This window comes from Streptosporangium sp. DT93 (genome assembly GCF_049844535.1).
GTDB lineage: Bacteria > Actinomycetota > Actinomycetes > Streptosporangiales > Streptosporangiaceae > Streptosporangium.
On sequence record NZ_JBNCLF010000008.1, the window covers coordinates 133,567 to 160,123 of the forward strand.

Below are 26,557 nucleotides of genomic sequence, written 5' to 3' on the forward strand. Positions count from 1 at the left end.
GCGCCTCACCGGCCGTTCGCGGGGCCGCAGGCGCCGACGATGAGCTCGCACACGTCGGTCGCGACGAACGCCTCCATCTTGATCTGGTTCGCGCCGTCCGGGCCGCGGCCGGAGACCAGGTCATTGACCACCGGGAAGATGGCGTTCAGCCCTCGTACGCCGGTCCCGGCGACGCCGAGCTGGGCGTACAGCAGGGAGACGACGCGCTCGGCGGAGGTGCCCGCCGCCCTGATGTCGCGGCGGTGGGCGCGCAGCCCGTGCGCGGTCAGGTGGGAGACGTCGTCGAGCTCCCCGAGCAGGGCGCGCACCCGGCCGGCCCGTTTCAGCAGGCCGGGGGTGACGGCGTTCGCGTCGGCGGAGATCGCGACCAGCTCGTCGCCCCTGCCGGACAGCGCCGTGGCGAGGTCCCCGGCGTCGGCGATGAAGCGCCGGAACTCCTCCCGCCGCCGGTGCGCCACCTCGACGACCTTCCCGGTGTCGTCGACGATGTCGCGCAGTCGCGGGCCCTTGCCGTCCAGGCCCCTGCCCAGGGTGTGCGCGATGACGGTGACGTCCCGCGGGTCGACCGCGCCGAGCCCCTCGTGGGCGTCGGCCAGGATGTCGGACAGGTCCGAGGGGGCCTCGGTCCTGGTGATGACGGCGCCGTCGGCCAGGTAGGGGCCGGCCCGCTCGCCGGGGCCGGGGACCAGGTTGACGTACTTGGGGCCGAAGACCGAGCTCGGCTCGATCGTGGCGGTGACGCTCCGCGGCACCCGGAACCCGGGGTCGACGTGCAGCGCGACCACGGCCCGGCCGCGCCGGTCCAGGGTGACGGAGGCGACCCCGCCCACCGTGACACCGCGGATCTTGACGGGGGAGTTGGGGTCGAGGCCCTGGCCCGCCCGCGGGAACACCGCGCTCAGCCGGGTGCCGCTCACCTGCGTCGCGCCGCGCACCACCAGGGCGGCGAGCAGTCCCAGGACCAGCAGCACGGCGATCGAGACCGCCAGCCGGACCGGCGGCGACACCTCGCCCCGGGACGCCGCCGGGCTCATCCGGTCAGCCTCAGGCTGCCGCCGCCGCCCCAGAACAGGTACGACAGCAGCAGGTTGAGCACGACGACGGTGACGATCGACTGCCGGATGGCCCGCCCGGCCGCGACCCCCACGCCGACCGGGCCTCCGGTGGCGTTGAACCCGTGGTAGCAGTGGATGCTGACCACGGCGAAGGCGAAGACGACCACCTTGACCACGCTGTAGAAGATGTCGATCACCGGCAGGCCGAGATAGAAGTAGTAGTCGTAGACGCCCGGCGACATGCCGAACAGGACCGTGCACATCAGCCGGGTGGCGAAGAAGCTCGCGAACAGCGCGATCAGGTAGACCGGGATCAGCGCGATCAGCGCGGCCACCACGCGGGTGCAGATCAGGTACGTGAACGCGTTGATGGCCATCACCTCCAGCGCGTCGATCTCCTCGGAGATGCGCATCGCGCCGAGCTCGGCGGTGAAGGCCGAGCCGACCTGGGCGGCGAGCGCGACCGCCGCGATGATCGGGGTGATCTCCCGTACGTTGGCGAAGCTGCCCACCAGCCCGATGAACGACTCGGCCCCGATCGCCTGCAGGCCCTGGTAGCCCTGCAGGCCCACGGTGGCGCCGACCGCGAAGGCCATGGTGAACACGACGAAGACCATGCCGCCGCCGATGACGGTCGCGCCGACGCCCACCACCACGTCGCTGACCTGGCGCAGCACCACCCGGGTGAACCTCAGCCGCAGGACGATGTCCCTGACCGAGTAGAAGACGACCTTCCACAGGAACAGCGGCCAGTCCGACAGCGAGGCCAGCCTGTCCACCCCGTCGCGCATCACCCCGTACGCGCGGACCCCCGCGGTGCGCGTCCCCGGGACGGCCGCGGTCACAGGGCCCTCGGCGGGTAGGCCAGGAAGTAGATCATGGTGATGACGTAGTTGACCGCGAACACCAGCAGGAACGTGACGACCGTCGACCTGTTCACGGCGCGTCCCACGCCGACGGGGCTGGTCTGGCAGGTCATGCCGAAGTAGCACGACATGATCGCCGCGATGAACCCGAAGATCCACGCCTTGAACAGCGTGACCAGCAGGTCGCTGGTGACCAGCAGGGAGACCGCGCCGTCGAAGTAGGCGCCCGGGGTGACGCCCTGGACGACGACGTTGAAGAAGTAGCCGCCGCCGGCCCCGGCCACGATGACCAGCGGGACCAGCAGCACCGCGACCGTGCTCGCCGCCCAGAGGCGGGGGGTGACCAGGCGGTGGATCGGGTTGACCGCCATCACCTCCATGGCGGCCAGCTCGTCGCGGATGTTGCGGGCGCCGATGTCGGAGGTCATGGCCGAGCCGCCCGCCCCGGCGATGAGCAGGGCCGAGGCCATCGGGGCGACCTCGCGCACCAGGCCGACGATCACGGCGCCGCCGGTGGCCGAGGAGGCGCCGAGCTGCCAGGCGAGCTGCCCGACCTGCAGGGCGACGGTCGCGCCCAGCGGGAGCGAGACGAGGAGCACCGGCAGGCTGGTCACGCGGGCGAGGAACCAGCACTGCTGGACGAACTCCCAGAACCACGCCCTGACGTCCCAGGTGCGGCGGAACCCCTCCAGGGCGATCACCGACATGTCGCCGACCCGGTCGAGCACCCCGGTGGTCCCGCGGACCAGGTGACCGGTGACCCTCGCCCGCCCGCCGGCCGCCATCAAACCGCCGTCCGTCGCACCACGACCACCTCGGACCTCGCGACTCCGACCATGGACCAGCAACGCTACTGACGGGTATTCCAGTAAGTCGATGCTTCCCAGGTAATTTGATGAAAAGGGATGACCTGGGCGCCCCGACTTGTCAGCCCCTCACACTTTCCGCGGGATCACGCTCCCCACCGACATACCGCCAGGGACTCCCCGTGAGTCCGCGCCGGCGACTGGACCGAGGAGGGCGTGGTCGTGAGGAACGAGCGACCACACCTGACGAGGGAAGGAGCCGGACAAGAGCGGACTCACCGCGACGCGTGAGCGTCGCCATGACACAGCCACCGCTCTATTTCGTCGGGGTGGCGGGGCAGGCCCGCCGAGAGCAGGTGGGCGCCGTCGGCGGTGATGACGAGGTCGTCCTCGATGCGCACCCCGATGCCGCGCAGCTCCGGCGGCAGCGTCAGGTCGTCGGGCTGAAGGTAGAGGCCGGGCTCGACGGTCAGCACCTGTCCCTCCTCCAGCACGCCGTCCAGGTAGACCTCGGAGCGGGCCCTGGCGCAGTCGTGCACGTCCAGGCCGAGCATGTGGCCGCTGCTGCAGAGCGTGTAGCGCCGGTACAGGCCGCTGCCGGGCTCCATGGCCTCGTCCGGGCCGATCCTCAGCACGCCCCAGTCGTGCAGCCCCTCCGCGATGACCCGCATGGCCGCGCGGTGGAAGTCGCGGAAGCTCGCGCCGGGCCGCAGGGTGGCGATCGCCGCCTCCTGGGCCTCGTACACCAGCTCGTAGACCTGGCGCTGGACCGGGTCGAAGCGGCCCGACAGCGGCAGGGTCCTGGTGATGTCGGCGGTGTAGAGGTGGTCGGTCTCCACGCCCGCGTCCAGGAGCAGCAGCTCGTTCCCGTTCAGCCGCCCGTCGTTGCGGATCCAGTGCAGCACGCACGCGTTGGCGCCGGAGGCCACGATGCTCTCGTAGCCGACCGCGTTGCCCTCCAGGCGGGCCCGCAGTCCGAAGATCCCCTCCAGGTAGCGTTCGCCGCGCCGGTGCTCCAGGGCCGCGGGCAGCGCGCGCGCCACGTCCTCGAACCCCCGCACGGTCGCCTCCACCGCGAACCGGAGTTCGGCGACCTCCCAGTCGTCCTTGACCAGCCGCATCTCCGACAGGAACGTCTCCAGCTCCTCGTCGCCGCCTTCCCCGGCGGGGGTGACGCGGCGGTCGACGGAGGCGTCCACCCCGCGCAGCACCCGCGCGGGCCCGCCCAGCACGTCGTCGAGCCGGTCGATCGGCGCGCAGGTGACCTGCAGGAGCGCCTCGGCCTCCGCCAGGTCGGGGCGCCGGCCCACCCAGAACTCGCCGTAGCGGCGGTCGCGGTAGAACTCCTGCCCGGCCTCGCCCGGCGCCGACCTCGGCGAGCGGGGGCGCAGGAACAGGACGGCCTCCCCGGAGGGCTCGACGACCAGCACGTCGCCGGGCTCCTGGCCGCCGGTGAGGTGGGCGAACGCGCTGTGCGCCCGGAACCGGTGGTCGGAGTCGTTGCTGCGCGTCGTGAGCGTGCCGGAGGGGACGACGAGCCGCTCGCCGGGGAAGCGGGCGGCGAGGGCGGCGCGGCGCTTGGCGGTGTAGGCGACCTGCGGCAGCGGGGTCAGGTCGTCGCGGTGGGTGTCGGCCCAGCCGGTGGTCATGAACGCGGCGAGGGCGTCGGACACCGGCAGGTCGTGGCTGCCGGTGTTGAGCTTTTGGGTCATTTTGTCCCCAGGAGCGAAGGTCGGCGTGTGCCGTCCACGCTAGCCCGGAGCGCCGCGGCCCCGCATCCCCGGTAGACGCGGAGCCGCGACGCGGCCCGTTCCCCGACTCCCGCCGGACCCGTACCCGCAAGGGCCCGGGTCCGGCGGGAGGTCCGCCGGTCAGCCGACCGGGACCTGGTACTCCTTGGCCAGGTCGGAGGTGGCGGCCTCCTTGAAGATCTTCGCGCCGCCCAGGGCGTCCTTGTCCGGCTTGACGACGTAGGACAGCAGCGAGGCGGGCTTGTCGAACGAGGTGAAGTCCATCACGGTGCCGAAGTCCGCGCCCCAGGCCGACTGGCTGCGGTGCGCGGCCACCACGCCGGCCCGGCTCAGGTCCTTGTTCTCGCAGGCCTTCCTCAGCGCGTCGACCACGATCGCCGCCGACGAGTACCCGGCGGCGACACCGCTGTCGATCGCGGTGTCGGGGTACTTGGCGGCGTAGTCGGTGGCCAGCTTCTTCATGGCGGCGTTGTCGGCGCTGATCGGCGTGCCCGCCGTCATGAAGTAGAAGTCCTTCAGCAGCGCCGGCCCGGCCGGGGTGGGCAGGAGCTGCGGGGAGTAGGCCGAGTTGCTGCCGACGAACGGCACGTCCATGCCCTTGGCCAGCGAGACGCCCACGAGCGAGGCGGTCTGCCGGGGACCGACCGAGACCAGGATGGCCTTGACGCCCTCGGCCTTGAACGCCGCGACCTGGGCGCTCATGTCCTGGTCGGTGGCCTTGATCTTCTGCTCGACCAGGGTGAGCCCGAGCTTCTCGGCGGCGAACTTGGAGCCGTTCAGCGCGCTTTCGCCGTAGTCTCCCTCGAAGTACAGGTGACCGATCTTGTCCCCGGCCTTGATGCCCTTCTCCTTGGTCAGGAAGTCGACCGCGTTGATCATGTCGATGTCGTACGTGGTCCCGGTGACCTGGATGGGCTTGCTGCCCAGCAGGGCGGTCGCCCAGGCCTGCGGGATGGTGAGCATCTCGTCGGCCTCGAGGCGCTGCTTGATGGCGTTGACCATCGGCGAGCCGACGACGTGGGCCAGCGCCACCGTCTTGGGGGCGATCTCGGTGTAGGTCGCGACCGCCTTCTGCGCGTCGTAGCCGTGGTCGCGCACCAGGGCCTCAAGCTGCCGTCCGCACACGCCCCCGGCCGTGTTCGCCTGCTCGAAGTACAGCTGCTGCGCCTGGGTCAGGCTCTTGCCGAAGGAGGCGTACGGGCCGGTGAGGTCGGTCATCAGGCCGAGGGTGATCTTGTCGGTGGTGATGCCGGGGCCGGTCTTCACGCCGTCCCCGTCGACGGCGGAGGGGGCGGTGCCCGCGCTGCCCCCGGTGGCCTTCTCGCTGGCGCACGCGGTGACGGCCAGGGCCAGGACGGCGAGCGCCGCCATGCTCCGGACCGGGGTTCTCGAGATTCCCATGTGATCAGTTCCTTGGGTCGGGGGACGGGGAGGGAGAGGGGGACAGCGGGGCCTGCCCCGGGGCGGCGGCGGGGGTCGCCCGCCGTCCCAGGGCGAGACCGGACCGCCTGGCGAGGCCGAGCAGCCCGCCGGGCAGGAACAGGACGATGACGACGACGGCGGCGCCGTACAGGAGGCGGGCCGCCTCGGCGGGGGAGACCCCGCCGGAGCCGGGCTCGGCCACCAGCGGCAGGGCGTCGCTGTAGCGGCTGAGCAGCTGCGGGAGCATGGAGATGAAGAACGCGCCGATGACCGCGCCCGCCACGGAGCCGAGCCCGCCAATGATGATCATCGCGAGGTAGTCGAGGGAGAGCAGCAGGCCGAAGTAGTCCGGCACGGTCCGCTGGAACACCAGGGCGATCAGCACCCCGGCCAGCCCGGCGTACATCGAGGAGAGCACGAACACCCCGGCGCGGTAGCGGGCCACCGGCACGCCCATCACCCCGGCGGCGATCTCGTGGTCGCGGATGGTGTTCATGGCCCGTCCCGGCCGGCCGCGCAGCACGCCGCGGGCGAACAGCGCCGCGCCGGTCAGCAGGACCAGGCCCAGGAACCACAGGCGCTCCAGCGCCCCGAACGGCACCTGGGCGACCACCAGTTCGGGCGTGTCGGCGAAGACGAGCCCGAACAGCTCCATCGGCGGTACCGCGCGCCCGTTGTAGCCGCCGGTCACGGGTTCGGCGTTGAACAGCACGTGCTGGCCGACGAAGATCAGCGCGAGGGTGGCGATGCCCAGGTAGGCGCCCTTCAGGCGGCCGGCGATCGGGCTGAACACCCCGCCGGCCACGCCCGCGGTGACCACCGCGAGCAGCGCGGCCAGGGAGGTGGGCAGGGCCAGCCCGCCGAGGGCGTGCGCGCCGCCCTCGGGCTCGGAGGAGAAGTAGACGTAGGCGTACGCGCCGACCGCGAGGAAGAACGCGTGCCCCATGGACAGCTGGCCGGTGGCGCCGGTCAGCAGGTTGATGCCGATCGCGCCGATCGCCGCCGACATCGCGAAGAGCCCGGCCTGCAGCCAGAAGCCCTCCAGGTAGAACGGCACGGCGATCGCCGCCGCGGCCAGCACGACGCAGGAGAGGACGACCTTCTTAGACACGCGCCAGCTCCCTCGTCCCGAACAGCCCCGCGGGGCGGATGAGCAGGACCACGATCATCACGAGGAACGGGGCGACGTCGCCGATGCCCCGTCCCAGGAAGGCGAGGTCGTTCTGGTAGCCGCTCATCATGGCCTCGGTGACGCCGATGATGAGCCCGCCGGCCAGCGCCCCGGTGGTGGAGTCGAGGCCGCCGAGGATCGCCGCGGGGAACGCCTTCATCGCCGCGAACGTGGTGCTGCGGTCCAGCCCGGGGGTGGGGAAGACGCACAGGAAGAGCGCGGCGACGGCGGCCAGCGCCCCGGCCACGGCCCAGGCCCCCATCGAGACCCGCCCGCGCCGCACGCCCATCAGCGCGGCGGTCTCGGAGTCCTCGGCGGTGGCCCGCATGGCGATGCCCCAGTTGGTGTACTTGAACGCCAGCAGGAACGCGCTGATCAGGGCGGCGGCCACACCCAGGGCGACCACCCGGGTCTGCGCGACGCTGACCTCGCCCAGGTGCAGCACCCGGTCGCGCCACGGGTCGCCCAGGGCGAGCACGTCGGTGCCGATCCGCCGGGTCAACTCGGTGACGAGCACGATGTCCACGCCGATCGTCACGATCGCCAGGACGCTGTGCGAGGTGACGTTCGCCCGGCGGATGATGAGGAACTCGATCAGCGCGCCCACCGCGGCGGCCACGGCGACGCCCAGCGCCAGGGCCGCCCAGAAGCCGATCGAGGGGTGCAGCCTGGCCACCACGAAGCCGCCGACCAGCAGCAGCGAGGCGTGCGCGAAGTTCACCACCTCGGTCGCCTTGAAGATGATGACGAAGCCCAGGGCGATCAGCGCGTAGACGGCTCCGACGGAGATCCCGTTCACCAGGAGCTCAAGAAAAGTGATCATGAAGTGACCTCCCCGGTCCCGCCCGTGCCGCCGGCGGTGCCCGCTCTCCGGCTCGCGCCGTCTTCGCCCGTGGCGTTCTCGCCGGCGGGGTTCCCGCCCGTGGCGCTTCCGCCCCTGACGCTCTGGACCGTGGGGTTTTCGCCCGTGACGCTCTGGACCGTGACGCCTTCGGCCGCGGTGCTCTCGGCCGCCGCGCCCAGGTAGGCGCGGACGACCTCGGGGTCGTTCTGCACCTCGGCCGGCGTGCCGTCGGCGATGCGCCTGCCGAAGTCCAGGACCGTCACGGCGTCGGCGAGCCGCATGACCATCCCCATGTCGTGCTCGACCAGCAGGATCGAGATGCCGAGGCTCTCGCGCACCGCCAGGATGAGCTCGGCCATGTCGCGGCGCTCGCCGCCGTTCATCCCGGCCACCGGCTCGTCCAGCAGCAGCAGCCGCGGCTCCATGCACAGGGCCCGGGCCAGCTCCACGCGTTTCTGCACGCCGTACGGCAGGAGCCCGACCGGGGTGGCGAGCCGCTCGGCGAGCCCGACGAACGTGGCGATCTCGGTCACCCGCTCGCCGTGCACGGCGGCCTCGCGCCGCGCCGACGGCAGCCGCAGCCCGGCCGAGACGAACCCGGCGCGGGTCAGCCGGTGGCGGCCGAGCATCAGGTTGTCGCGGACCGACAGGTGCGCCGAGAGCGCGATGTTCTGGAACGTGCGCGCCACGCCCAGGGCGGCGATGCGGTGCGGGGCCAGCGCGGTCAGCTCCGCGTCGCCGAACCGCACGCTTCCCGAGGTGGCGCGGTAGACGCCCGAGAGCACGTTGAAGCAGGTGGACTTGCCGGCCCCGTTGGGCCCGATCACCGCGTGCACGCTGCCCGGCTCGACGGTGAAGCTCACCGCGTCCAGCGCGGTGAGGCCGGCGAAGCGCACGGTCACCTCGCGGACGTCGAGCCGGGGGACGGAGGTGTCCACGGAGGCCATACCGCCTGGTTGGTATGTCCCGGTCACGCCGGTCGTCCCGGTCACGCCGGTCGTCTCGCCCACGCCGGTCGTCTCGCTCATGCCGTCCACCTCGCCAGGGTCGGGCGGGCGGCCGCGGCGGCCCGCCCGGTCGCGGGCAGGTCCTCGGGGGCGTCCTCGATGCCCAGGTAGCGGCGGCGGACCTCGTCGGTGGCGGCCAGCTCGGCGGCCGGCCCGGAGAGGGCCACCTCGCCCACCTCCAGCACGTAGGCGTACGAGGCGAGCGAGAGCGCGGTCGCGGCGTTCTGCTCGACCAGCAGGACCGTGGTGCCGCGGGCGTTGATCTCGCGGATGGTGTCGGCGATCCGGGCGGCCATCATCGGCGCGAGGCCGAGGGTCGGCTCGTCCAGCAGGAGCATCCTGGGCGCGGCCATCAGCGCCCGGCCGATGGCCAGCATCTGCTGCTCACCGCCGGAGAGCAGCCCGGCGCGCTGCCCGGCGCGTTCGGCCAGGACCGGGAAGAGCGCGAGCACCTCCCGCCGGGCCTCGGCCGCCGTCCGCCGGTCGGGCGCGCCGAGCGCGCCGGCCCGCAGGTTCTCCTCCACGGTCATCCGGGCGAACACCCGCCGCCCCTCGGGGACCTGGACGACGCCGCCGGCCACCACCGCCGAGGTGGCGGTCCCGGACAGGCGCGTGCCGCCGAAGGCGATCTCGCCGGAGGTGATCCCGCCCCGGTGGAACCTCAGGGTGCCCGACACGGCGCGCAGCAGGGTGGACTTCCCCGCGCCGTTGCCGCCCAGCACCGCGACGACCGAACCGCGCGGGACGTCCAGCGAGACACCCCGCAGGGCAAGGACCGGGCCGTAGCTCACCGCCAGATCCCTGACGACCAGCCCGGAGTCCCCGGGCGGGCGAGGGTCGTGCACGTCCATGTTCTGCCTCCTGACAGCCGATGAACGCACCCAACCCAGGTGGTTCACCGGCGTCCAGAGGCAGGCGTGAAGTCGGGGCGGGAGCCCAGGCGGGACGGGTGCCGGTTGTGCACGGGCACAACCCCTCATCACGAAACAGAACAGAACCTTGTTCCGTAAGGTGTTCTGCTGACACCATCACCGGATGGGGACCCGGCCGGTAACGGACGACGAGGTACGCAGGATCATGCGGCTGGCCGCTCGCCGGCTGCTGCTGAGACTTCCCGAGCTGACCGACGAACTCGTCGCCAGGATTCGCGACACCGACGAGGCCTACCGCCGGATGGTACCGACCGACGACCACTGGCAGAGCGTGTACGAGGCGATGCGCGAGGGCATCGGGGCCATTCTGCTCCCCAGACCGGAACGGCGCGACCTCCCGCAGGCGGAGAAGACCGCCCGCCGCAGAGCCGAGCAGGGCCTGCCCATGGACTCCCTGCTGCGCAGCTACCGGCTCTCGGCGCAGGTGATGTGGGACGGGCTCATCGACGTCGTCGCCGAGGAGGACTCCGACAGCCTGCCCGTCCTGATCCGCAGCGCCACCAAGGTCTGGCACGCCATCGACCGGCAGGCCATCGCCGCCGCCGAGGCCTACCGAAGACGGGAGGCCGAGATGTTCGGCCGCACAGCCGAAAGGGTCCAGTCCCTGCTGGACGCGCTCCTGGAGGACCGGGCCGACGCCGCCCTGGTCCGCAGCGCCGCCGCCGCGCTCGACCTGCCCGAGCTGGGCCGGTACGCCGTCGTCATCACCCGGCTGCCGGGCCGGCACGACCACGGCGACGACGACCCGAGGCCCACCTCGCTGGGCGTGATGCGGCTGCTGTGGCGGATGCGCCCCGACTACGAGGTCTCGGTGGTGCTGCTGCACGACGCCGGCATGGACGACCTGGCCGGCGAGCTCCGCCCGCACGTCACCGGCTGCGCCGGGATCAGCCCGGTGGTCGAGGGGCTGGCCGAGCTGGGCCGTGCCCGGCGGCTGGCCGAACTGGCGCTGCGGACCTGCGTGGGCGACGGCCCGGAGATCGCCCGGCTGGAGGACAGGCTCCCCGCCGCGCTGGTGGTCAGCCAGCCCGAGCTCGCCGGTCACCTCAGCGGAGCTGTGCTACGGCCCATCCTCGCCCTCGACCAGGCCGACCGCGAGGTCCTGCTCGGCACCCTGGAGGCGTGGCTGCGCTGCGAGGGCTCGGCCATGCGCGCGGCCGGGCAGCTCTACTGCCACCGCAACACCGTCTTCAACCGCATCCGCCGCATCGAGCAGCTCACCGGCCGCTCCCTGGCGCGCCCGCTGGACATCGTCGAGCTCACCCTGGCCCTCGACGCGGTACGACTGCTGCCCGTGACGCAATAGTCACATTCTTTGGCGCTCACGGGGCTTAGCCTGGGCTCGGCGGGGAAGGGGACACAGATACCCCGCGCCAGGCCGAACCGAGGTGGTGTCGATGCTGATCGGTACGATTCTGCAAGGCAAGGGAACAGAGGTGGCGACCGTGCGCCCGGACGCGACGGTCACCGAACTCCTGGCGATCCTGTCCGGGAACAACATCGGAGCCGTGGTGGTGTCCGAGGACGGCTCGTCGATCTCGGGCATCGTCTCCGAGCGCGACGTGGTGCGGCGGCTGCACGACCGCGGCCCCGGCGTGCTGGACGAGGCGGTGTCGTCCATCATGACGACCGAGGTCCGCACCTGTCCCACGGACGCCGACGTGGACGACCTGCGCCAGACCATGACCACGCACCGCATCCGGCACGTGCCGGTCGTCGACTCCGGCCGGCTGGCGGGCATCGTGAGCATCGGTGACGTCGTCAAGAGCTCGATCGAGGCCCTGGAGACCGAGAAGGCCCACCTGGTCGACTACCTCCAGCGCTGACCCCCCGGCCGGCCGTGCCCGCCCTCGGGCACGTCCGGCCGGCACGGGTCCGCGAGCGGGTCGCGACGCTTCCACGAGCGGTTCGCAACGGGTCCCGGAAGCGGTTCGCAACGGTTCCAGGAGCGGTTCACGACGGGACCGGGAACGGTTCACGACGCGTCCGGACGACCACGAGGGACACCGGTACGACGACGGGCCCGGCGCCTTCGCGCCGGGCCCGTCGCACGTCCTGCTACCGCCCCTACTGCACGGTGATCTTGTCGACCTCGATGGTCAGGCCCTTGACCTGCGGTGTCGACGTGCCCGTCGTCACCGACCCGATCCCGGGACTGACGCCCTTGATCTTCATCGTGTAGCTCAGGGTGCCACCCGGGGCGCCGGGCGTGCTGGTCACCCGGAGGTCCTGGGTCGGCGGGCCGCTGATCTGCTCACCGGCGGTTCCCTCGGCGTTCTCGGCGCCCACGGTCAGGCCGTAGCCCGCCGGCGGGTCACCGGGAAGGTCGCCCGGGTCGTAGGTGTAGGTGATGTCCTCGGTGCCGTTCAGCCCGATCCACTGCTGGAACACCTTGGTGTCGGTGGTGCCGTACGGGTTGACCCGCCACTCGACGACGAGCCAGTCGCTCACGCCGTCGGTGAGGGTCCCGACGAAGACGCCCGGCGTGCCGGTGCCGTCCAGGTCGGTCCAGTACGGGGCGAGCACGTTGTTCGGGGTCGCCGGATCGGGGAGGGTCTGCGGCTGGAACGAGATGTCGGTCGACCCCGCGCTGCCTCCGGCGATCGTGTAGCCGTTGGAGACGACGCCGATCCTGGTGTAGGTCTGTCCCGCGTACTGGAAGGCGGGAACGGTGAAGTTGAGCGCCTGCTCGTCGCCGATCGGCGTCGGGGCGATGCCGAAGGCGTCGAGAGGCACGTACGGCGCGGGACCGGTGCCCGGGGCGATGCCCGGGCTGTCCGGCTGCTTGGCCGCCAGCGTCGTCTTGGTCGTCGCGATCTGGGTGCCGACCTTGGTGGCGCCGGTCACCGAGTTCAGCCGCAGCTTGGCGTCCAGCGTGCTGACCGCCGTGACCTCGGCGTTCTGGAGGGTGTCGTTCTGCACGGTGACCGTGCAGGTGGACTCGCCGGTGTTGCGCGCGATGGTGGCCGGCACGCAGTTCTGCTCCACCGGGATCGCGCCCTCCTTGCGGAAGAACGCGACCGGCAGGTGCAGCTTGCGCGAGCCGCCGACCTGCTTGAGGTCCACCTGGCCGAAGTACTGGCCCTCGGGCAGGTCGGGTGCGGTGATGACCACCTTGAACGTGGCGGTCTTGCCCGCCTTGACGCTCAGCAGCGGCGGCAGCACCGTGATGTTCGCGCCGCTGACGGTCGTGCCCGTGGCGGTGAAGACGAGCGTCTTGTTCGTGACGTTGGTGACCTTGCGCTCGGCGGTGATGAGACCCGGCATGATCGGGGCGTTCACCGACGGCAGGTTCAGGTCGATGCGGTTCAGCGGGTCGGCGGCCGAGGCCGCGAAGTTCGCACCGGTCTCGTCCAGGGTGAGCCCGGGGTCGCCGGCCTTGGTCAGGTCGATGCGGCCGCCGCCGGTGTCGAACGGGTCGGCCGGGGTGACGCGGTCCTGCTTGGTGACCGACGTCTTGGCCGTCGTCTCCAGCGCGGACTTCACCTGGCCCGGAGTCCAGTCGGGGTGCAGCGCGAACACCAGGGCCGCCGCGCCCGCCACGTGCGGGGACGACATCGAGGTGCCCGAGATGGCCTGGTACAGGTTGCCCTGCGGGCCACCGGCCGGGTCCTCCAGCGTCGGCGTCTGACCGGCCAGGATGTGCAGGCCGGGAGCGGTGACGTCCGGCTTGAGGAAGTCGCCGCCGGGACCGCGCGAGGAGAACGTGGTGATCGCGTCGCCCTGCCAGGTCGCCTTGGTGCCCTGTGTGAACGAGGCCGTCGCGCCGGGGTGCGCCGTCAGGAACGCCAGCAGCGCGTCCCCTTCGGGCTTGTCGACGTGCACCGCCGGGAGCCAGTGGTTGTCGGTCATCACGTCCAGCGGGCTGGAGTTGTACAGGATCATCCCGGCCGCGCCGCCCTGCTTGACGTTGTAGCCCTTCAGGACCCGGCCGGGGCCGCGCTCACAGACGACGATCTTCCCGGTGAACAGCCCGGCGGGCGCCGGAGCCTCACAGAGCGGGTCGGAGTACGGCGGCGCCGAGGCGAGCACCAGCGGCAGCGCCGTGGGCAGACCGGCCGTGATCGAGGCGCCCTTGAGCGTCGCCGTCGCGCCGCCACCGGACAGCGTGATCGTCGACTGGAACGTCCTGCTCTGGGTGGAGGCGGCCACCGTGGTCACCCACGGGGAGACGTGGTTGACCGTCGCCGCGCCCGGCCCGGCGTTGCCCGCCGAGGCCGAGACGAGCACGCCCGCCGCGTACGCGTCCAGGAAGGCCAGCTCCACCGGGTCGCTGTAGGGGGAGGTACCGCCGGAGATCGAGAAGTTGATCACGCGGACGCCGTCCAGGATGGCCCGGCCGACCGCCTGCGCGGAGTCGGAGGGGAAACAGCCCTCGACGCCGCAGACCTTGTAGACCGACACGTGCGCCGCCGGGGCGATGCCGTGGATCGGTCCGCGGTCGATGCCCAGCGGGTTGGCGTTGGCCACCGGGCCGCCCGCCGAGGTGGTCGCGGTGTGGGTGCCGTGGCCGTTGGAGTCGCGGGCGCTGTCGGGGTAGACCTCGCCGGGGTAGATCGCGTTGTAGGTCTCCAGGAACGGCGCGCCGCCGATGACCTTCCGGTTACAGGCGAACGGGTCGGCCGCCGGGGTCAGCGGGTTGTCGCCGAAGTCACAGACGCGCGGCGTGCCGTCCTTGGTCGGCGGCACGGCGGGCAGCGTGCCCGGGTCGGCGAACTGGGGGTGCTCCGGCCAGGCCCCGGAGTCCAGGATGCCGACGACCACGCCCTTGCCGGAGGAGGAACTGCCACCCAGCTTGTTGTAGATCGTGGGAGCGCCGATGAACTCCGGGCTGGAGTCGGTCAGCAGCTGCTCGGGCTTGTCCTCCTGGACGGCGGCCACGCCGGGGAGCTTGAGCAGCGCCGCGGCCTTGTTGGCCGGCAGGCGCAGCGCGATGCCGCCGTAGACGGTCCGCAGCTTCTGGCCCGCCCGGGCCGTGGGAACGTTCCTGGACAGCTCCGCCAGGAAGGTGTTCTCCACACCCTCGATGTGCTTCTGGTACTTCTGGGCGTCGCCGCTCTTGACGTCGAGAGCCTTCCCGGTCCTGGCCGGGCTCGTCGCCGGAAGTCCCTTCAGACCGCCCTGGTAGGCGGCGAAGGAGTCGTAGTCGAGCTTCACCATCACGTTGACCGTGGCGCCCGAGGTGGACTTCAGCAGCCCCTCGTCACTCCGGGCGAGCTTGCCGGTCGGGGACTTCGCGCCCTGGACCGGCTCACCCCCGGTCAGGGGGGTCGCCGTCCACTTGGTGGACGGGGTGGGGGTGGGATCGGCGTTCGCCGGCGGCGCCATCGCCGCGACGAGCCCGACGCCGGCGGCGAGCACCGCCACGCGCCTGATCCTCGGTAAGTGGGGCTTCCTGGTCAACGGACCTCCCTGTTGGAACGCATGAACACGTCACGTGGCAGGAAGGGGAGGTCACCCGCGTGCCCGGGGCAGGGCATGCCTGATAAGGCCTCGACCCTCCCCGTCGGGTGACGCGCGACCGGCCGCCCACGAGGAGCGGCCGATCATCAGAGGGAGCCTAACCAGAGACCATTTATTTGCCTAGATCATGAAATTGACACAATCGACGAATTAATTGGTCAGGTTTCATTGCAGACTCATCCGGAGTTCCGGGAGAACGTGGTCGGTCCCGATGGCCGGCTCCCTGTGCCGGTCCTGTGCCGGTCCTGTGCGGGTACACGCCGAGCCGGGCCTTGCCCCCGCGCGCCGGCACCCCGTACACGCGGGGCACGGAGATCCGGAACGCGGGCGGCCTGTCCGTGCCGCCCTCGCAGGCCGTAGCCTGGAGGGCGCCGGCCTCTCACCGGCGTCGGCACTGCGTCCGGCCACCCGGGCCTGACGGTGAAGGGGACGGTGTGAAGCTCAAGCTGGATCTGCACCCCATCTACAACCGGGGCGGGGAGATCGACAAGGCGTTGCGGGGCGTCATCGACGAGGCCATCAGGAAGAAGGTCACCGAGGTCGAGATCATCCCCGGCAAGGGCTCGGGCCAGCTCAAGAAGAAGGTCCTGCGCTTCCTGGAGCAGAAGGAGATCAAGGCCCTCTACCACCGCATCGACAAGGACGCCAAGAACCACGGCCGCCTCTTCGTCTACTTCCGCTACAAGTAGATCGGAGACCGCTGTCAGGCCCGGGAAGGACCGTTGTCGTCCGGTGGTCTCGTGGCGGGTTCGAGCTCCGCTGGTGCGGTGGTGTCGCCGGTGACCTGTCGCAGCCGGGTGAGGGTGTGGTCGAGCTGCCGTGCCAGGCGGGGGATGGTCGCCGGAGGCAGGTACGCCTCGGCCCCGGCGTCGAGCAGGCGCCGGACCGGGCCGTGGTAGTCGACCCCGAGCTCGTCGTCCTCGATCTCGGTGACGATGACACGGGCCTTCGGGAACATCGACTTGAGGCCCGCGATGAGCTGGGGGCTGACCGGCGGCGTCAGCAGCACGTCGGCCGTCGTGGGAGCGGCGTGCATGTCGAGCACGACGTAGTCCGGGCCGAGCCGGCTGGAAAGCGCCCTTCGAGCCGACGCCGACAGCTTCATCGCGGTGGCGACGACCGTCACGCCGTCGTGGTCGATCGGAGCCTGTTCGCCGGTCTCCTCCGGGGTGCCGGGATCGACGACGGTGCCGTGGAGCACGGGAAGGGTGCCGGAGATCGCCGCGATCGACGCGCCGTCCCGCGTGACGAGCAGTTCCTCCCCGGGTTCGAGGGCGTCGACGAGCGCCAGGACGTCCTCGGGGAGCCGGGTCACGTCGATCGACCGGGCGACCCGCGCGGCGCGCTTTTTCGCCATCAGAGCGGGGACGTGCCCGGTACGGCGACGGCGGCGGGCAGGGATGGCGGCGGCGTCATGACGATCCACCCTCCCACACAGGCCGGAACACATGTCGGCGATCGCGGCTCCGGCGCCGTGTCGGATGCCGCGGTCAGAGGCGGAACACGGACAGGGGAGCCGTGCAGAGGGTCTGCTCGGCGCCGTACTCCTGGAACGTGCCGACGGGGCGGAAGCCCAGGCGGGCGGCGAGTCTCAGGGACCGCTCGTTCGCGGCCCGGGTCACGAGCGAGACCGGCCGGTCGGTGAGTTCGCCGGCCGCGGCGCGCAACGCGGCCGTCGCGGCCTCGAACGCGAACCCCGCGCCCCACGCGCCGCGCCGCAGCACGTAGCCCAGTTCCAGTTCCTCGCCGTCCTCGGCGACGTGCCCGGGACCGTCACCCACCGCGTTCGGTGAGGTGCACGGTGATCGTGTCACCGGCCTGCTTTCCCATGGAGCGGCGCAGCGCGGCCGAGACCGGCAGTTTGTGGGTGCCGTCCCCCAGCGCCATGAACGAGCTCCGGAACGGATGCCCGTCCATGGTCCCGCACACCTTGACCAGTCCCCGGGTGCCGAAGTACTCGGCGGAGCCGGGCATCACCACGTAGGTCCACCCGCCCTTGCCGGGGCTCTTCCGCATGGTCGCGGTGAACCGCCTGTCCAGCGCTCCCGGGGTGCGCCCGTCCACGCCGCTCGTCTCCACGTCGCTCGTCTCCACATCACTCATCTCCACGCCGCTCACCTTCACGTCGCTCATCTCCACGTCGCTCACTTCCACGTTCCGACGATGACCGCGATCACGGCCAGTTTGAGTAGCCAGTCCCCGGCGTGGACGGCGGCCAGCCGCCACGGAACCCTCTCGTGCAGCACCGAGCCGGCCAGCAGCACGACGGGAAAACCGACCCACAGCACGCACGCCAGCCCGAGCGCCCGGGGCCACCCGTCCACGCCCACCTCTCCGGCGAGCCAGGCGAGGACCGTCGCGACCAGCGCGCCACGGCCCAGCTCCGCGACCGCCGTCCAGGCGGGCGGGCGCTCCGCGCTGGCGTAGGCGTCGGACAGCCTCGCCAGCCGGGCACCGAACGCCATGTACCAGACGGCGCTCAGCAGGAACGCCGTGACCGTGGCCACCGCGACCGCGAGGTGGTTCAGCTCCGTCACCTTTTCAGCCTCCTTCGTCCGGAGCCCTTCGATCGAAGGGCTCTCGCGGGGGACGTCGGGGCCGGGCGACTATTCTCGACACGCCGCACCAGAGAATCTCGGGCCGGGAGGCTGTCGTGAGATACGTGATCCTGATCTACAGCAACCCGGAGTCCCGGCGGCTGTGGGACGCGTTCCCCGCCGAGCGGCGCCGTGAGGGGCTGGAGGCGTACGCCGCACTCAACGAGGCGCTGACCGCGTCCGGCGAGCTGATCGCCGCGGAAGCCCTCGCCGGCCCGGACACGGGCAGGCGGGTCCACGTGGAGGCGGGGCGGACGACCTCGACCGACGGCCCCTTCGCCGAGGTCAAGGAGGTCGTGGCGGGTTTCTACCTCGTCGAGTGCGACGGTGCCGACCGCGCGCTCGAGATCGCCGCCCGCGTTCCCGAGGCGGCCATGGGCCTGGTCGAGGTGAGGCCGGTGACGGCGCTGTCCGGCTTCGAGGCATGAGCGACCGCCTTCGGGACATGGGCGACCACGCGGGGTTCGCGTGGCAGCGGCGGCTGCGCGAGCTGGCCCCGCAGGTCCTCGGGGCACTGCTACGCCACCACGGTGGCTTCGACGCCTGCGAGGACGCGCTCCAGGAGGCCCTGCTGGCCGCGACGACCCAGTGGCCGGTCCAGGGCGTACCGGCCGATCCCAAGGCGTGGCTGATCACCGTCGCCTCCCGGCGGTTCGTCGACCGGTACCGCAGCGACACCGCCCGCGCGGGACGGGAGCGCGCGCTCGCGGTCCTCGCGCCCGCCGATCCGGTGGCCGTCCCGCAGGCCGACGACACCCTCACCCTGTTCCTGCTGTGCTGTCACCCCGCTCTCACCCCGCCGTCCCAGGTCGCCCTGACCCTGCGGGCGGTGGGCGGGCTGACCACCGCGGAGATCGCCCGCGGGCTCCTGGTGTCCGAGGCCACCGTGGCGCAGCGCATCAGCCGGGCCAAGCAGCGCGTCAGGGCCTCCGGCGCGCGGTTCGAACTCCCCGGCGCCGCCGATCGCGCCGCGCGGGTCCGGAGCGTGACGGAGGTGCTCTACCTGATCTTCACCGAGGGGTCGACCGCCAGCTCGGGACCCACCGTCGACCGGGCCGAGCTCTCCGCCGAGGCGATCCGGCTGACGCGCCGCCTCCACGCCCAGGTGCCGGACGACGGTGAGATCGCCGGGCTGCTGGCCCTCATGCTGCTCACCGAGGCGCGCGGAGCGGCCCGCACCACCCCCTCCGGCGACCTCGTGCCCCTCTCCGAGCAGGACCGCGGCCGGTGGGACACCGCGGCGATCGCCGAGGGGACCGCGCTCATCACCCACACCCTGCGAACCGCGCCGATCGGCCCGTACCAGCTCCAGGCGGCCATCGCCGCCGTCCACGACGAGGCCGGACGGCCCGAGGACACCGACTGGGGCCAGATCCTCGTTCTCTACGATCTCCTCGACCGGCTCGCCCCGGGCCCGATGGTCACGCTGAACCGGGTCGTGGCCCTCGGCATGGCGCGCGGCCCCGCGGTCGCGCTCGAGGAGCTCCAGGCCGCCCGGGCGGAGGCGGCCGTCGCCGGGCACTACCGGTTCGACGCGGTCCACGGCTACCTGCTCGACCTCGCCGGTGAGCACGCGGCGGCCAGGGCCTGCTACGCGCGGGCCGCCGGACGCACCCTCAGCCTGCCCGAACAGCGCTACCTGCGCTCGCGCGCCACGGACGCCCGGACCGCCGGGGAGAACCGGTAGGTCCCGCTCGCCGTGGCGCCCGGTTCAGGACCGGTAGGTTCCGCTCGCCGTGGCGCCGGGTCAGGGCCGGTGTCCCCGAGAACGTCTCACCGTCGGGAACGGTGGCCGTACGGGGGCGGTCGCCCGGTCCCGGCGGTCAGGGACGGGGCGTGACCTCCGGCGGCTCCTGGCCGCCGGTCGTGTCGTAGAGGCCGCGGGCGTGGTGGACGGCCTCGATGTGGGTCTCCGCCCAGGTCTTGATCGCCCGCTGGATCGGGAGCAGGCTGTGGCCGAGCTCGGTGAGCTCGTAGTCGACGCGCGGCGGGATCGAGGCGGTGACGGTACGGCCGACCAGGCCGTCGCGTTCGAGTTTGCGCAGGGTCTGGGTGAGCATCTTCTGGGTGGCCCCGGCGACGATCCGCGCGAGCTCGCCGTGTCGGAGCGGCCCGCCGGCCAGGGCGTCGACGATCAGCGTCACCCACTTGTCGCTGAGCGTCGCCAGCACCTCGTGCCCGGGGCACTCGGCGAGGTTGGCGTTGTACGCGTGCCGCGTGATCTCGCGCTTCTGCGCGGCGCTCATGGTCACGATGGGTTCCTCCGGGTACTCCAGGCACTCGAAAGTGCCTTCTTTCCCGGGCAAACCACCGCTGCCTAGCGTTCATTCCGTGAAGAACTCCATGCATTCGATCGTCGTCCGCACACCCGGTGGCCCCGAGGTCCTCGAACTGGCCGAGGGCCCGCTTCCCGAGCCGGGGCCGCGGCAGGTGCTGGTGAGGGTCGAGGCGTCCTCGCTCAACCCGATCGACCTGTCCGCCCGCGCGGGACGTCTCATCCAGGCCGGCCTGATGCCGCCGATGCCGCGCTTCGGGCTGGGCTGGGACGTCGCCGGGTATGTCGACGCCGCCGGTCCCGGCGCCACCCGCTTCCGGACCGGGGACGCGGTGGTCGGGCTGCGGGACCTGCTGTTCGCCGGTGGCGCGCACGCCGAGTACGTGGTGCTGGACGAGCCGGCCCTGGCGCCCGCCCCGGCGTCGGTTCCGCTCACGGACGCGGCCACCCTCCCGCTGAACGCGCTGACCGCCGACCGCGCCCTCGACCTGACCGGCCTTGAGCCGGGCCGTACGCTCCTGGTCACCGGCGCCTCCGGCGGCGTCGGCGGCTTCGCGATCCAGCTCGCGGCGCTGCGCGGGCTGCGGACGATCGCGCTCGCCCGCCCGCAGGACGCCGACCGTGTCCGCGCCCTGGGCGCCGACGAGGTCGTCACCTCCTCCGGCGACCTCGGCCCCGCGGTGCGCGAGATCGTCCCCGGCGGTGTGGACGCGGTGATCGACGCCGCGATCCTGGGCATCACGGCGCACCAGGCGCTGCGCGGCGGCGGCGTCTTCGTCGCGCTCGTCGCCCCCTTCGCGCCGCCCCCGATCCGGGGCACGCGCGTCGTCGTCCAGGAGGTCCTCGCCGACGGCGCCCGGCTCGCCGAGCTGGCGAGGTACGTCGACGACGGCGTCCTCACCCTCCGCGTCGCGCACACGCTCCCGCTCGACCGCTCGCGCGAGGCGCACGAACTGCTGGAGAAGGGCGGCGTCGGCGGCCGCATCGTCCTCACCCCGTGACCGGCGGGCCGCATCTCGTCCTCACCCCGTGACCGGCGGGCCGTACGGGCCACGGGCCGGCGGGGCATGGGCCGTGAGCAGGGCGGGTCGTGGGCAGGGCAGGGCAGGGCAGGCCGGGAGCCGGGCGGGCCGGGCGGGCTGGGAGCCGGGCGGGCCGGGCGGGCCGGGCGGGCCGGGTGGAACTTCTCTCGCGAGGACCCGCCCGCCGGTTCCGGTGAAGTCCTGCCCACGTCATGATCCGGACATGGTGGGCGACCGCGTGAAGCCGGTCCGAAACGGGAATGCTCACAGGCACCCATAGCCGAACCAAGGAGGTCCGCCGTGGTGTGGGTCCTGGTGCTCGTCCTGGGCGCGATCGTCCTCGGGGTGGTCGCCGTGGTGGTCAAGGCCCTGAAGTGGCTGCTGATCATCGCCGCCGTCATGTTCGTCGCCGGCCTGGTGGCCGGCTGGGCGCAGCGGCGCAAGGGGAGTGGTCGAGACGGTCTCGCCTGACCGGCCGTGTCCCGGCTCCGTCCGGCGGCCCGCCCCGCCGCCCCGGCCTGACGTCCCGGCCGGAGGCATCGGCCGGGCGCACCGGCCGGGCACGCCGGGCGTTCCGGGTTCCGGGGCCTCTGAGCGGTGAGGACTCCACTTTTGCGGATCGACGGCGAGGCCCGCCGTACGGCACCATTATGTGACGCATGACGGCAATGTCCTCTCCGGTGACCGGTGCAGCCGATCGGCGGGCCACGCATCGCGGCGTGGCCTTCCGCCCGGGGGACGGCCCGATCCCCGCGTCGGCACACCTCGTGACGAGCACGGCCTCACCGCATACCCTCACAGCCCTTCTGAAAGGCCCCCTATGAGCGACCTCAACGCACTTCTCGCCCAGCGCGCCGAGCTGGACCGCCAGATCGAGGAACTCCAGTCCGGCGACCTCAAGGAGCGCGAGAACACGCTCGGCGGGATCCTGACGGCCACCGCCGAGTGGGCGACCTCGCGCGGCCACGAGGCGCTGCGCAGGGACCTCAAGAACTGGGAGTACGTCACCTTCGCCGGCATCGAGGTCGGCGTGGGCCACGACGGCGGCGAGCGCTGGGGACTGCCGCTGAACTCGGTCACCGTGATGGACTCCGTCAGCGGGACCGACGTGGAGTTCGGCACCACGCCCCCGCCGATCCAGGCCGTCCTGGGCCTGCTGGAGGGCCTGCTGGCCAACCGCTAGCCTCTCGCCGGCCCGCTCCGGCCCTGTGAGGCCCGGTGCCCCCGACCTCGGCCGAGGTCGGGGGCACCGGGCCTTCACAGTTTGCGGAAGGTCCTGGCCTCCTCGGCCGCCGCGAGCACCTCGGGCAGGGAGGCGCCCGAGCCCGAGGACACGACCGCCGAGATCGCCCCCTCCACGAACGGCACGTCGGCGATCACCACCCGCTCGTCCGCGAAGAGCCGGGCGGTGAGCACCGAGCTGCCCAGGTCCGGGATGAGGATCACCCCGTCCCCCCGGTCGGCCTTCTCGATCGCCGCCGCCACCAGGTCGGGGGAGGTGCCGAGACCGCCGTCCTCGGTGCCCCCGGCGGCGGCCAGCGGGACCTCGGCGCCGCCGATCTGCGAGGCCAGCAGCGCGACCTCGGCGGCCAGCGGGCCGCTGTGCGAGATGAGGACGATGCCTACCATCGGGTCGCCCCGTCCACCGGCCGGCCCACCCGATGGACCCGGTCCGTCCGTCCCGCCGATCCGGCCTCCGGGGGACGCCGGGGGAGGGGCGGGCGGGTCATCGGGTCGCCACCGCGTGCAGGGCGGCCAGGATGAGCGCGGTGGAGGCGGCGCCCGGGTCCTCGTGGCCCACGCTGCGGGGTCCGAGGTAACTGGCCCGCCCCTTGTGCGCCTGGAGCGGGATCGTCGCCCCGGCCCCGGCGCGGGCCGCCGACGCCGCGGCGCCGATCGCCCCCGCCACCTTCGCCCGGTCGGCCCGGTCTGAAGGTTCGCCGTCGTCCCGTACGGCCTCCTCCAGTGCCCGTACGGCCGGGGCGAGGGCGTCCACCATGGTCTTGTCCCCCTCGGCGGCCGAGCCCAGCGCCCGTACCCCGGCGAGCCCGGCCTCCAGGGCGGCGTGCAGCCGCGCGAGCGACACCTGCGCGTCGTCCCCCAGCGCCCTGCCCGCCTCCCGGAAGAACGTGCCGTACAGCGGGCCGGACGCCCCGCCGACCTTGCGGATCAGCGTGGTGCCCACCAGCGTCAGCAGCGCCCCGGGGGTGGCCGGATCGGCGGTGCCCAGCGCGTGGGCGACCGCGGTGAAGCCCCGGTCGAGGTTGGACCCGTGGTCGGCGTCGCCGATCGCCGCGTCCAGCGCGGTCAGCCGCTCCCTGTCGGTGGAGACCGCCCTCGCGGCCTCCTCGATCCAGGAGGCGAAGAAGGCGACGTCCATCGCGGGGCCGACGCCCGCCTCGGGGCCGGTGTCTGCTTCAGGGCCGCTGTTCGTCCCGGGGTCGCCGGCCATCTCAGCGGCCCCAGCGCAGGGCGGGGGTCTCCACGGGAGCGTCCCACAGGCCGGTCAGCTCGTCGTCCAGGCGGCAGACGGTGATGGAGAAGCCCTGCATGTCGAGGCTGGTGACGTAGTTGCCGACCAGGCACCGCGCCGCCCGCGCGCCCCTGGCGGCCAGGTGGTCGGCGACGGCGGCGTAGGCGACGTACAACTCGATCAGCGGCGTGCCGCCCATGCCGTTCACCATGACCAGCAGGTCGCCCGACAGCGGCAGGTCCTCGTGGACGGCGTCCATCGCCAGGTCGACCAGCTCGCGGGCCGGGCGCAGGGCCGAGCGCGTCCGGCCGGGCTCGCCGTGGATGCCGATGCCCAGTTCCACCTCGGTGCCGGAGAGCTCGAAGGTGGGCCTGCCCGCCGCCGGGGTGGTGCAGGAGCTCAGCGCGATCCCGAAGGAACGGCTGCGGGCGTTGACCTCCCGGGCCACCCGGGCGACCTCGGGCAGCGGAGCCCCGGTCTCGGCCAGGGCTCCGGCGATCTTCTCGACGAACAGGGTGGCGCCGGTGCCCCTGCGGCCGGCCGTGTAGAGGGAGTCGCGCACGGCCACGTCGTCGTCGACGAGCACGCTCTCCACCCGTACCCCCTCCTCGGCGCTCAGCTCGGCCGCCATGCGGAAGTTCAGCACGTCGCCGGTGTAGTTCTTCACGATGTGCAGCACCCCCGCCCCGCCGTCGACCGCGGAGGTGGCCTCGATCATCTGGTCGGGGACGGGCGAGGTGAAGACCTCGCCCGCGCACGCCGCGTCGAGCATGCCGTACCCGACGAACCCGGCGTGCAACGGCTCGTGCCCCGACCCGCCGCCGGACACCAACCCCACCTTGCCGGTACGCGGACCCGAGGCCCGGAACACGATCTGGTTGTCCACGTCCACCCGGAGCCCCGGATGGGCCGCCGCGACACCGCGCAGCGCGTCCGGGACGACCGTCCCGGCGTCGTTGATGAGCTTCTTCACGTTCTCCAACCTCGCCCCGTTCGCGCGCGATGGCAAGGACCGGCCGCACGACGCCGGGGACCGGCCCGTCCGGGTCGCCCGCCTCCGGGGGCGTGGTGGCCGGAGGGGGCGTTCCGGGGGGCACCGGGGAGGGCGCCTGGGGAACCGGGCCCGGGGAGGAGCTGAGGTACGGTTCAGCCATGGCTGAGATCGTGTACCCCCCGGTCGTCGGGGCGGCGTTGACCGTGTTCCGCGCGCTGGACCTGAAGATCAGCATTCAAGGCGCCGAGCACATCCCGCGTACCGGCGGGGCCGTGCTGGTCAGCAACCACATCAGCTACCTCGACTTCATCTTCGCCGGCCTGGCCGCGCGCCCGGCCGGGCGCCTGGTGCGCTTCATGGCGAAGAAGGAGGTCTTCGACCACCGGATCTCCGGCCCGCTGATGCGCGGCATGCACCACATCCCGGTCGACCGCGCGGCCGGGGCCGCCGCGTTCGGCGCGGCGCTGAAGGCGCTCCGGGAGGGCGAGGTCGTCGGCGTGTTCGCCGAGGCCACGATCAGCCGCTCCTTCACGGTCAAGGAGATCAAGAACGGCGCGGTCCGGATGGCCGTCGGCGCCAAGGTGCCGATGATCCCGGTCTCCCTGTGGGGCACCCAGCGCCTGTGGACCAAGGGCCGTCCCCGCAACCTGCTCCAGCGGCACGTGCCGATCACGATCGTGGTCGGCGAGCCCATGCACCCCAGGCGGGGCGACGACTACGACGCCGTCACCGCCGACCTGCACGGGCGGATGAGCGAGATGCTCGACCGGGCGCAGCGCGGCTACCCGGAGATCCCGCGGGGTGTCTGGTGGCAGCCCCGCCACCTCGGCGGCACCGCGCCCACCCCCGAGGAGGCCGCCGAGCTCGACGCCGCCGAGAGCGAGGCGAGGGCGAAGCGTCACGGGTCCTGACGCCCCGGTGCGCCCGGCGACGGCCCGTCGTCCGTACCGTGGCCGGGTGCCGTGAGGCGTCCGGGACGTGCGCCGGTGCCCGGTGAGGCCCGACGGCGCCGATCGTGCTCGCGGGCGCCCGTCCGGACAGGTGCCGTCCGGGCCGGACGCAAGTGCGGGACAGGTCGTTCACAAGTGGGGTGTCCCATCCTGTCCTCATGAGCGATGCGTTCGACGCCCTGACGAGTGTTCTCCAGCCGGCGTCCGTTCCCGGTCCCGGCCGTACGCCGGGCAGGATCGGCATGGCGATCCTGATGGTCCTCTGGGCCGGGCTCGCGGTGCTGTGCTTCGTCTCCGCGGTGCCCACCTGGAAGCTCGCCACGGGCGCCGCCGGCACTCCCGGCACCCTCACGGTCCTGTCGTGCGAGGATCTCGGGCAGGGGCGTTACGACTGCGAGGGCAGCTTCACACCCGACGGGGGTGGCGCCGCGATCGCGGTCGACGCCTCGCCCGACTCCAGCGCCGGTGACGTCAGGCGGGCCAGGCTCACCCCCGAGGGCGACCGCGCGGTGCCGACCGGCACGGCCGGTGTCCTGGCCGCGCTGACCATGCCGTTCCTCGGCGTCGGCGTACCGGCCTTCCTGCCGTACGTGCTCCTGTACGTCCTCGGGGTACGGCGCGGAAGGCGGGGCGCGGTGATCCTCGGTTCGGTCCTGACGGCCGTCTCGCTCCTGGGGGTCGTCGCCGGGCTGTTCGCCGCCTCCGCCTGACCGGCCGTCCGCGAGGAGGCGTCGCGAGAGCGCGCCGGAAAGGGGCGGGCGGCGCGATATCGCGGTGGAGATTCGAATTCCCGAAAGTCGCCGGTGAGCTGCGAGAAGATCAGCTGACACGGGCCTTCCACAAATTTCATCCGCATGTGTCCGGAGAAAGCGGGAAGTCTCCTCCGCGCCCTTCGATGGAGGATCGCAGCCGGGCACGTGGTCCTCCGT

The 26,557-nt window shown here is 72.5% G+C and carries 28 protein-coding genes; 10 read left to right on the plus strand and 18 right to left on the minus strand.

What is annotated here, in order from left to right; translation table 11 throughout:
• Positions 1-5: 5 nt before the first annotated feature.
• From ACLQ2R_RS19205 to ACLQ2R_RS19245, 9 genes are all read right to left on the minus strand, one after another.
• Complete coding sequence (locus tag ACLQ2R_RS19205; RefSeq protein WP_425961293.1) at positions 6-1,034, minus strand: MCE family protein; 1,029 nt, start codon at positions 1,032-1,034, stop codon at positions 6-8.
• Positions 1,031-1,900, minus strand: a complete 870-nt coding sequence (locus tag ACLQ2R_RS19210; protein ID WP_425961295.1) for an ABC transporter permease — start codon at positions 1,898-1,900, stop codon at positions 1,031-1,033. The genes ACLQ2R_RS19205 and ACLQ2R_RS19210 overlap by 4 nt, the downstream gene beginning before the upstream one ends.
• Positions 1,897-2,706: an MlaE family ABC transporter permease gene (locus ACLQ2R_RS19215; RefSeq protein ID WP_425961297.1), complete on the minus strand. Its 810-nt coding sequence runs from the start codon at positions 2,704-2,706 to the stop codon at positions 1,897-1,899. The genes ACLQ2R_RS19210 and ACLQ2R_RS19215 overlap by 4 nt, the downstream gene beginning before the upstream one ends.
• A 296-nt stretch (positions 2,707-3,002) precedes the next feature.
• Positions 3,003-4,439 (minus strand): aminopeptidase P family protein, encoded by a 1,437-nt coding sequence (locus tag ACLQ2R_RS19220; RefSeq protein WP_425961299.1) that lies wholly within the window; start codon positions 4,437-4,439, stop codon positions 3,003-3,005.
• A 159-nt stretch (positions 4,440-4,598) separates the two neighbouring features.
• Complete coding sequence (locus tag ACLQ2R_RS19225; RefSeq protein ID WP_425961301.1) at positions 4,599-5,879, minus strand: ABC transporter substrate-binding protein; 1,281 nt, start codon at positions 5,877-5,879, stop codon at positions 4,599-4,601.
• 4 nt (positions 5,880-5,883) lie between these two features.
• Positions 5,884-7,011, minus strand: coding sequence for a branched-chain amino acid ABC transporter permease (locus tag ACLQ2R_RS19230; protein WP_425961302.1), 1,128 nt, complete (start codon positions 7,009-7,011; stop codon positions 5,884-5,886).
• A complete protein-coding gene (locus ACLQ2R_RS19235; protein ID WP_425961304.1) occupies positions 7,004-7,894 on the minus strand; it encodes a branched-chain amino acid ABC transporter permease in 891 nt (296 codons plus the stop codon). The genes ACLQ2R_RS19230 and ACLQ2R_RS19235 overlap by 8 nt, the downstream gene beginning before the upstream one ends.
• Complete coding sequence (locus ACLQ2R_RS19240) at positions 7,891-8,943, minus strand: ABC transporter ATP-binding protein (RefSeq protein WP_425961306.1); 1,053 nt, start codon at positions 8,941-8,943, stop codon at positions 7,891-7,893. Before ACLQ2R_RS19240 ends, ACLQ2R_RS19235 begins: the two co-directional genes overlap by 4 nt.
• Positions 8,940-9,773: an ABC transporter ATP-binding protein gene (locus tag ACLQ2R_RS19245; protein WP_425961308.1), complete on the minus strand. Its 834-nt coding sequence runs from the start codon at positions 9,771-9,773 to the stop codon at positions 8,940-8,942. Before ACLQ2R_RS19245 ends, ACLQ2R_RS19240 begins: the two co-directional genes overlap by 4 nt.
• A 184-nt stretch (positions 9,774-9,957) precedes the next feature.
• Here ACLQ2R_RS19245 and ACLQ2R_RS19250 point away from each other — a divergent pair, with 184 nt between their 5' ends.
• Positions 9,958-11,160, plus strand: coding sequence for a PucR family transcriptional regulator (locus ACLQ2R_RS19250; RefSeq protein WP_425961310.1), 1,203 nt, complete (start codon positions 9,958-9,960; stop codon positions 11,158-11,160).
• A 91-nt stretch (positions 11,161-11,251) separates the two neighbouring features.
• Entirely contained in the window at positions 11,252-11,680 is a 429-nt protein-coding gene (locus ACLQ2R_RS19255; RefSeq protein WP_425961312.1) for a CBS domain-containing protein, read from the plus strand.
• A gap of 241 nt (positions 11,681-11,921) precedes the next feature.
• On the opposite strand, the gene ACLQ2R_RS19260 is transcribed toward ACLQ2R_RS19255, so the two are convergent.
• Positions 11,922-15,221 carry a S8 family serine peptidase gene (locus ACLQ2R_RS19260; protein WP_425961314.1) on the minus strand — a complete coding sequence of 1,100 codons (3,300 nt, stop codon included), beginning with the start codon at positions 15,219-15,221 and terminating at the stop codon, positions 11,922-11,924.
• 530 nt (positions 15,222-15,751) lie between these two features.
• Here ACLQ2R_RS19260 and ACLQ2R_RS19265 point away from each other — a divergent pair.
• Positions 15,752-16,006 (plus strand): Smr/MutS family protein, encoded by a 255-nt coding sequence (locus ACLQ2R_RS19265; protein ID WP_386243185.1) that lies wholly within the window; start codon positions 15,752-15,754, stop codon positions 16,004-16,006.
• Between the two features lie 14 nt (positions 16,007-16,020).
• Here ACLQ2R_RS19265 and ACLQ2R_RS19270 read toward each other — a convergent pair whose 3' ends face one another.
• The 4 genes from ACLQ2R_RS19270 to ACLQ2R_RS19285 all read right to left on the minus strand — a co-directional run bounded on the left by ACLQ2R_RS19270 (position 16,021) and on the right by ACLQ2R_RS19285 (position 17,854).
• Positions 16,021-16,674: a hypothetical protein gene (locus tag ACLQ2R_RS19270; protein ID WP_425961317.1), complete on the minus strand. Its 654-nt coding sequence runs from the start codon at positions 16,672-16,674 to the stop codon at positions 16,021-16,023.
• A 133-nt stretch (positions 16,675-16,807) separates the two neighbouring features.
• On the minus strand, positions 16,808-17,098 hold the full coding sequence (locus ACLQ2R_RS19275; protein ID WP_425961318.1) for a GNAT family N-acetyltransferase: 291 nt from the start codon (positions 17,096-17,098) through the stop codon (positions 16,808-16,810).
• Entirely contained in the window at positions 17,091-17,471 is a 381-nt protein-coding gene (locus ACLQ2R_RS19280) for a DUF1905 domain-containing protein (protein WP_425961320.1), read from the minus strand. Before ACLQ2R_RS19280 ends, ACLQ2R_RS19275 begins: the two co-directional genes overlap by 8 nt.
• Complete coding sequence (locus ACLQ2R_RS19285; protein WP_425961322.1) at positions 17,462-17,854, minus strand: DUF1761 domain-containing protein; 393 nt, start codon at positions 17,852-17,854, stop codon at positions 17,462-17,464. The genes ACLQ2R_RS19280 and ACLQ2R_RS19285 overlap by 10 nt, the downstream gene beginning before the upstream one ends.
• Before the next feature lie 116 nt (positions 17,855-17,970).
• On the opposite strand from ACLQ2R_RS19285, the gene ACLQ2R_RS19290 reads away from it, so the two are divergent.
• Together ACLQ2R_RS19290 and ACLQ2R_RS19295 are read left to right on the plus strand one after the other, a co-directional pair.
• Positions 17,971-18,342: a YciI family protein gene (locus ACLQ2R_RS19290; RefSeq protein WP_425961324.1), complete on the plus strand. Its 372-nt coding sequence runs from the start codon at positions 17,971-17,973 to the stop codon at positions 18,340-18,342.
• Positions 18,339-19,601 carry an RNA polymerase sigma factor gene (locus ACLQ2R_RS19295; protein ID WP_425961325.1) on the plus strand — a complete coding sequence of 421 codons (1,263 nt, stop codon included), beginning with the start codon at positions 18,339-18,341 and terminating at the stop codon, positions 19,599-19,601. Before ACLQ2R_RS19290 ends, ACLQ2R_RS19295 begins: the two co-directional genes overlap by 4 nt.
• 136 nt (positions 19,602-19,737) lie before the next feature.
• Here ACLQ2R_RS19295 and ACLQ2R_RS19300 read toward each other — a convergent pair whose 3' ends face one another.
• Positions 19,738-20,160, minus strand: coding sequence for a winged helix-turn-helix transcriptional regulator (locus ACLQ2R_RS19300; protein WP_425961602.1), 423 nt, complete (start codon positions 20,158-20,160; stop codon positions 19,738-19,740).
• 85 nt (positions 20,161-20,245) lie between these two features.
• Between ACLQ2R_RS19300 and ACLQ2R_RS19305 the strand changes: the two genes are divergently transcribed.
• From ACLQ2R_RS19305 to ACLQ2R_RS19315, 3 genes are all read left to right on the plus strand, one after another.
• Positions 20,246-21,190 carry an NADP-dependent oxidoreductase gene (locus tag ACLQ2R_RS19305; RefSeq protein WP_425961327.1) on the plus strand — a complete coding sequence of 315 codons (945 nt, stop codon included), beginning with the start codon at positions 20,246-20,248 and terminating at the stop codon, positions 21,188-21,190.
• A 321-nt stretch (positions 21,191-21,511) separates the two neighbouring features.
• Positions 21,512-21,682, plus strand: a complete 171-nt coding sequence (locus ACLQ2R_RS19310) for a hypothetical protein (protein WP_425961329.1) — start codon at positions 21,512-21,514, stop codon at positions 21,680-21,682.
• Positions 21,683-22,031: 349 nt separating this feature from the next.
• Positions 22,032-22,394 (plus strand): hypothetical protein, encoded by a 363-nt coding sequence (locus ACLQ2R_RS19315; protein ID WP_425961331.1) that lies wholly within the window; start codon positions 22,032-22,034, stop codon positions 22,392-22,394.
• A 74-nt stretch (positions 22,395-22,468) separates the two neighbouring features.
• Here the strand turns inward: ACLQ2R_RS19315 and dhaM are convergent, their stop codons facing one another.
• The 3 genes from dhaM to dhaK all read right to left on the minus strand — a co-directional run bounded on the left by dhaM (position 22,469) and on the right by dhaK (position 24,657).
• Complete coding sequence (dhaM, locus tag ACLQ2R_RS19320) at positions 22,469-22,840, minus strand: dihydroxyacetone kinase phosphoryl donor subunit DhaM (RefSeq protein ID WP_425961332.1); 372 nt, start codon at positions 22,838-22,840, stop codon at positions 22,469-22,471.
• Between the two features lie 97 nt (positions 22,841-22,937).
• Positions 22,938-23,663 (minus strand): dihydroxyacetone kinase subunit DhaL, encoded by a 726-nt coding sequence (gene dhaL / locus ACLQ2R_RS19325; protein WP_425961334.1) that lies wholly within the window; start codon positions 23,661-23,663, stop codon positions 22,938-22,940.
• 1 nt (position 23,664) lies between these two features.
• Entirely contained in the window at positions 23,665-24,657 is a 993-nt protein-coding gene (gene dhaK / locus ACLQ2R_RS19330; RefSeq protein ID WP_425961336.1) for a dihydroxyacetone kinase subunit DhaK, read from the minus strand.
• A 179-nt stretch (positions 24,658-24,836) separates the two neighbouring features.
• Between dhaK and ACLQ2R_RS19335 the strand changes: the two genes are divergently transcribed.
• Both ACLQ2R_RS19335 and ACLQ2R_RS19340 read left to right on the plus strand, forming a co-directional pair.
• A complete protein-coding gene (locus tag ACLQ2R_RS19335; RefSeq protein ID WP_425961338.1) occupies positions 24,837-25,589 on the plus strand; it encodes a lysophospholipid acyltransferase family protein in 753 nt (250 codons plus the stop codon).
• A gap of 197 nt (positions 25,590-25,786) precedes the next feature.
• Entirely contained in the window at positions 25,787-26,338 is a 552-nt protein-coding gene (locus ACLQ2R_RS19340; RefSeq protein WP_425961339.1) for a hypothetical protein, read from the plus strand.
• Positions 26,339-26,557 lie beyond the last annotated feature (219 nt).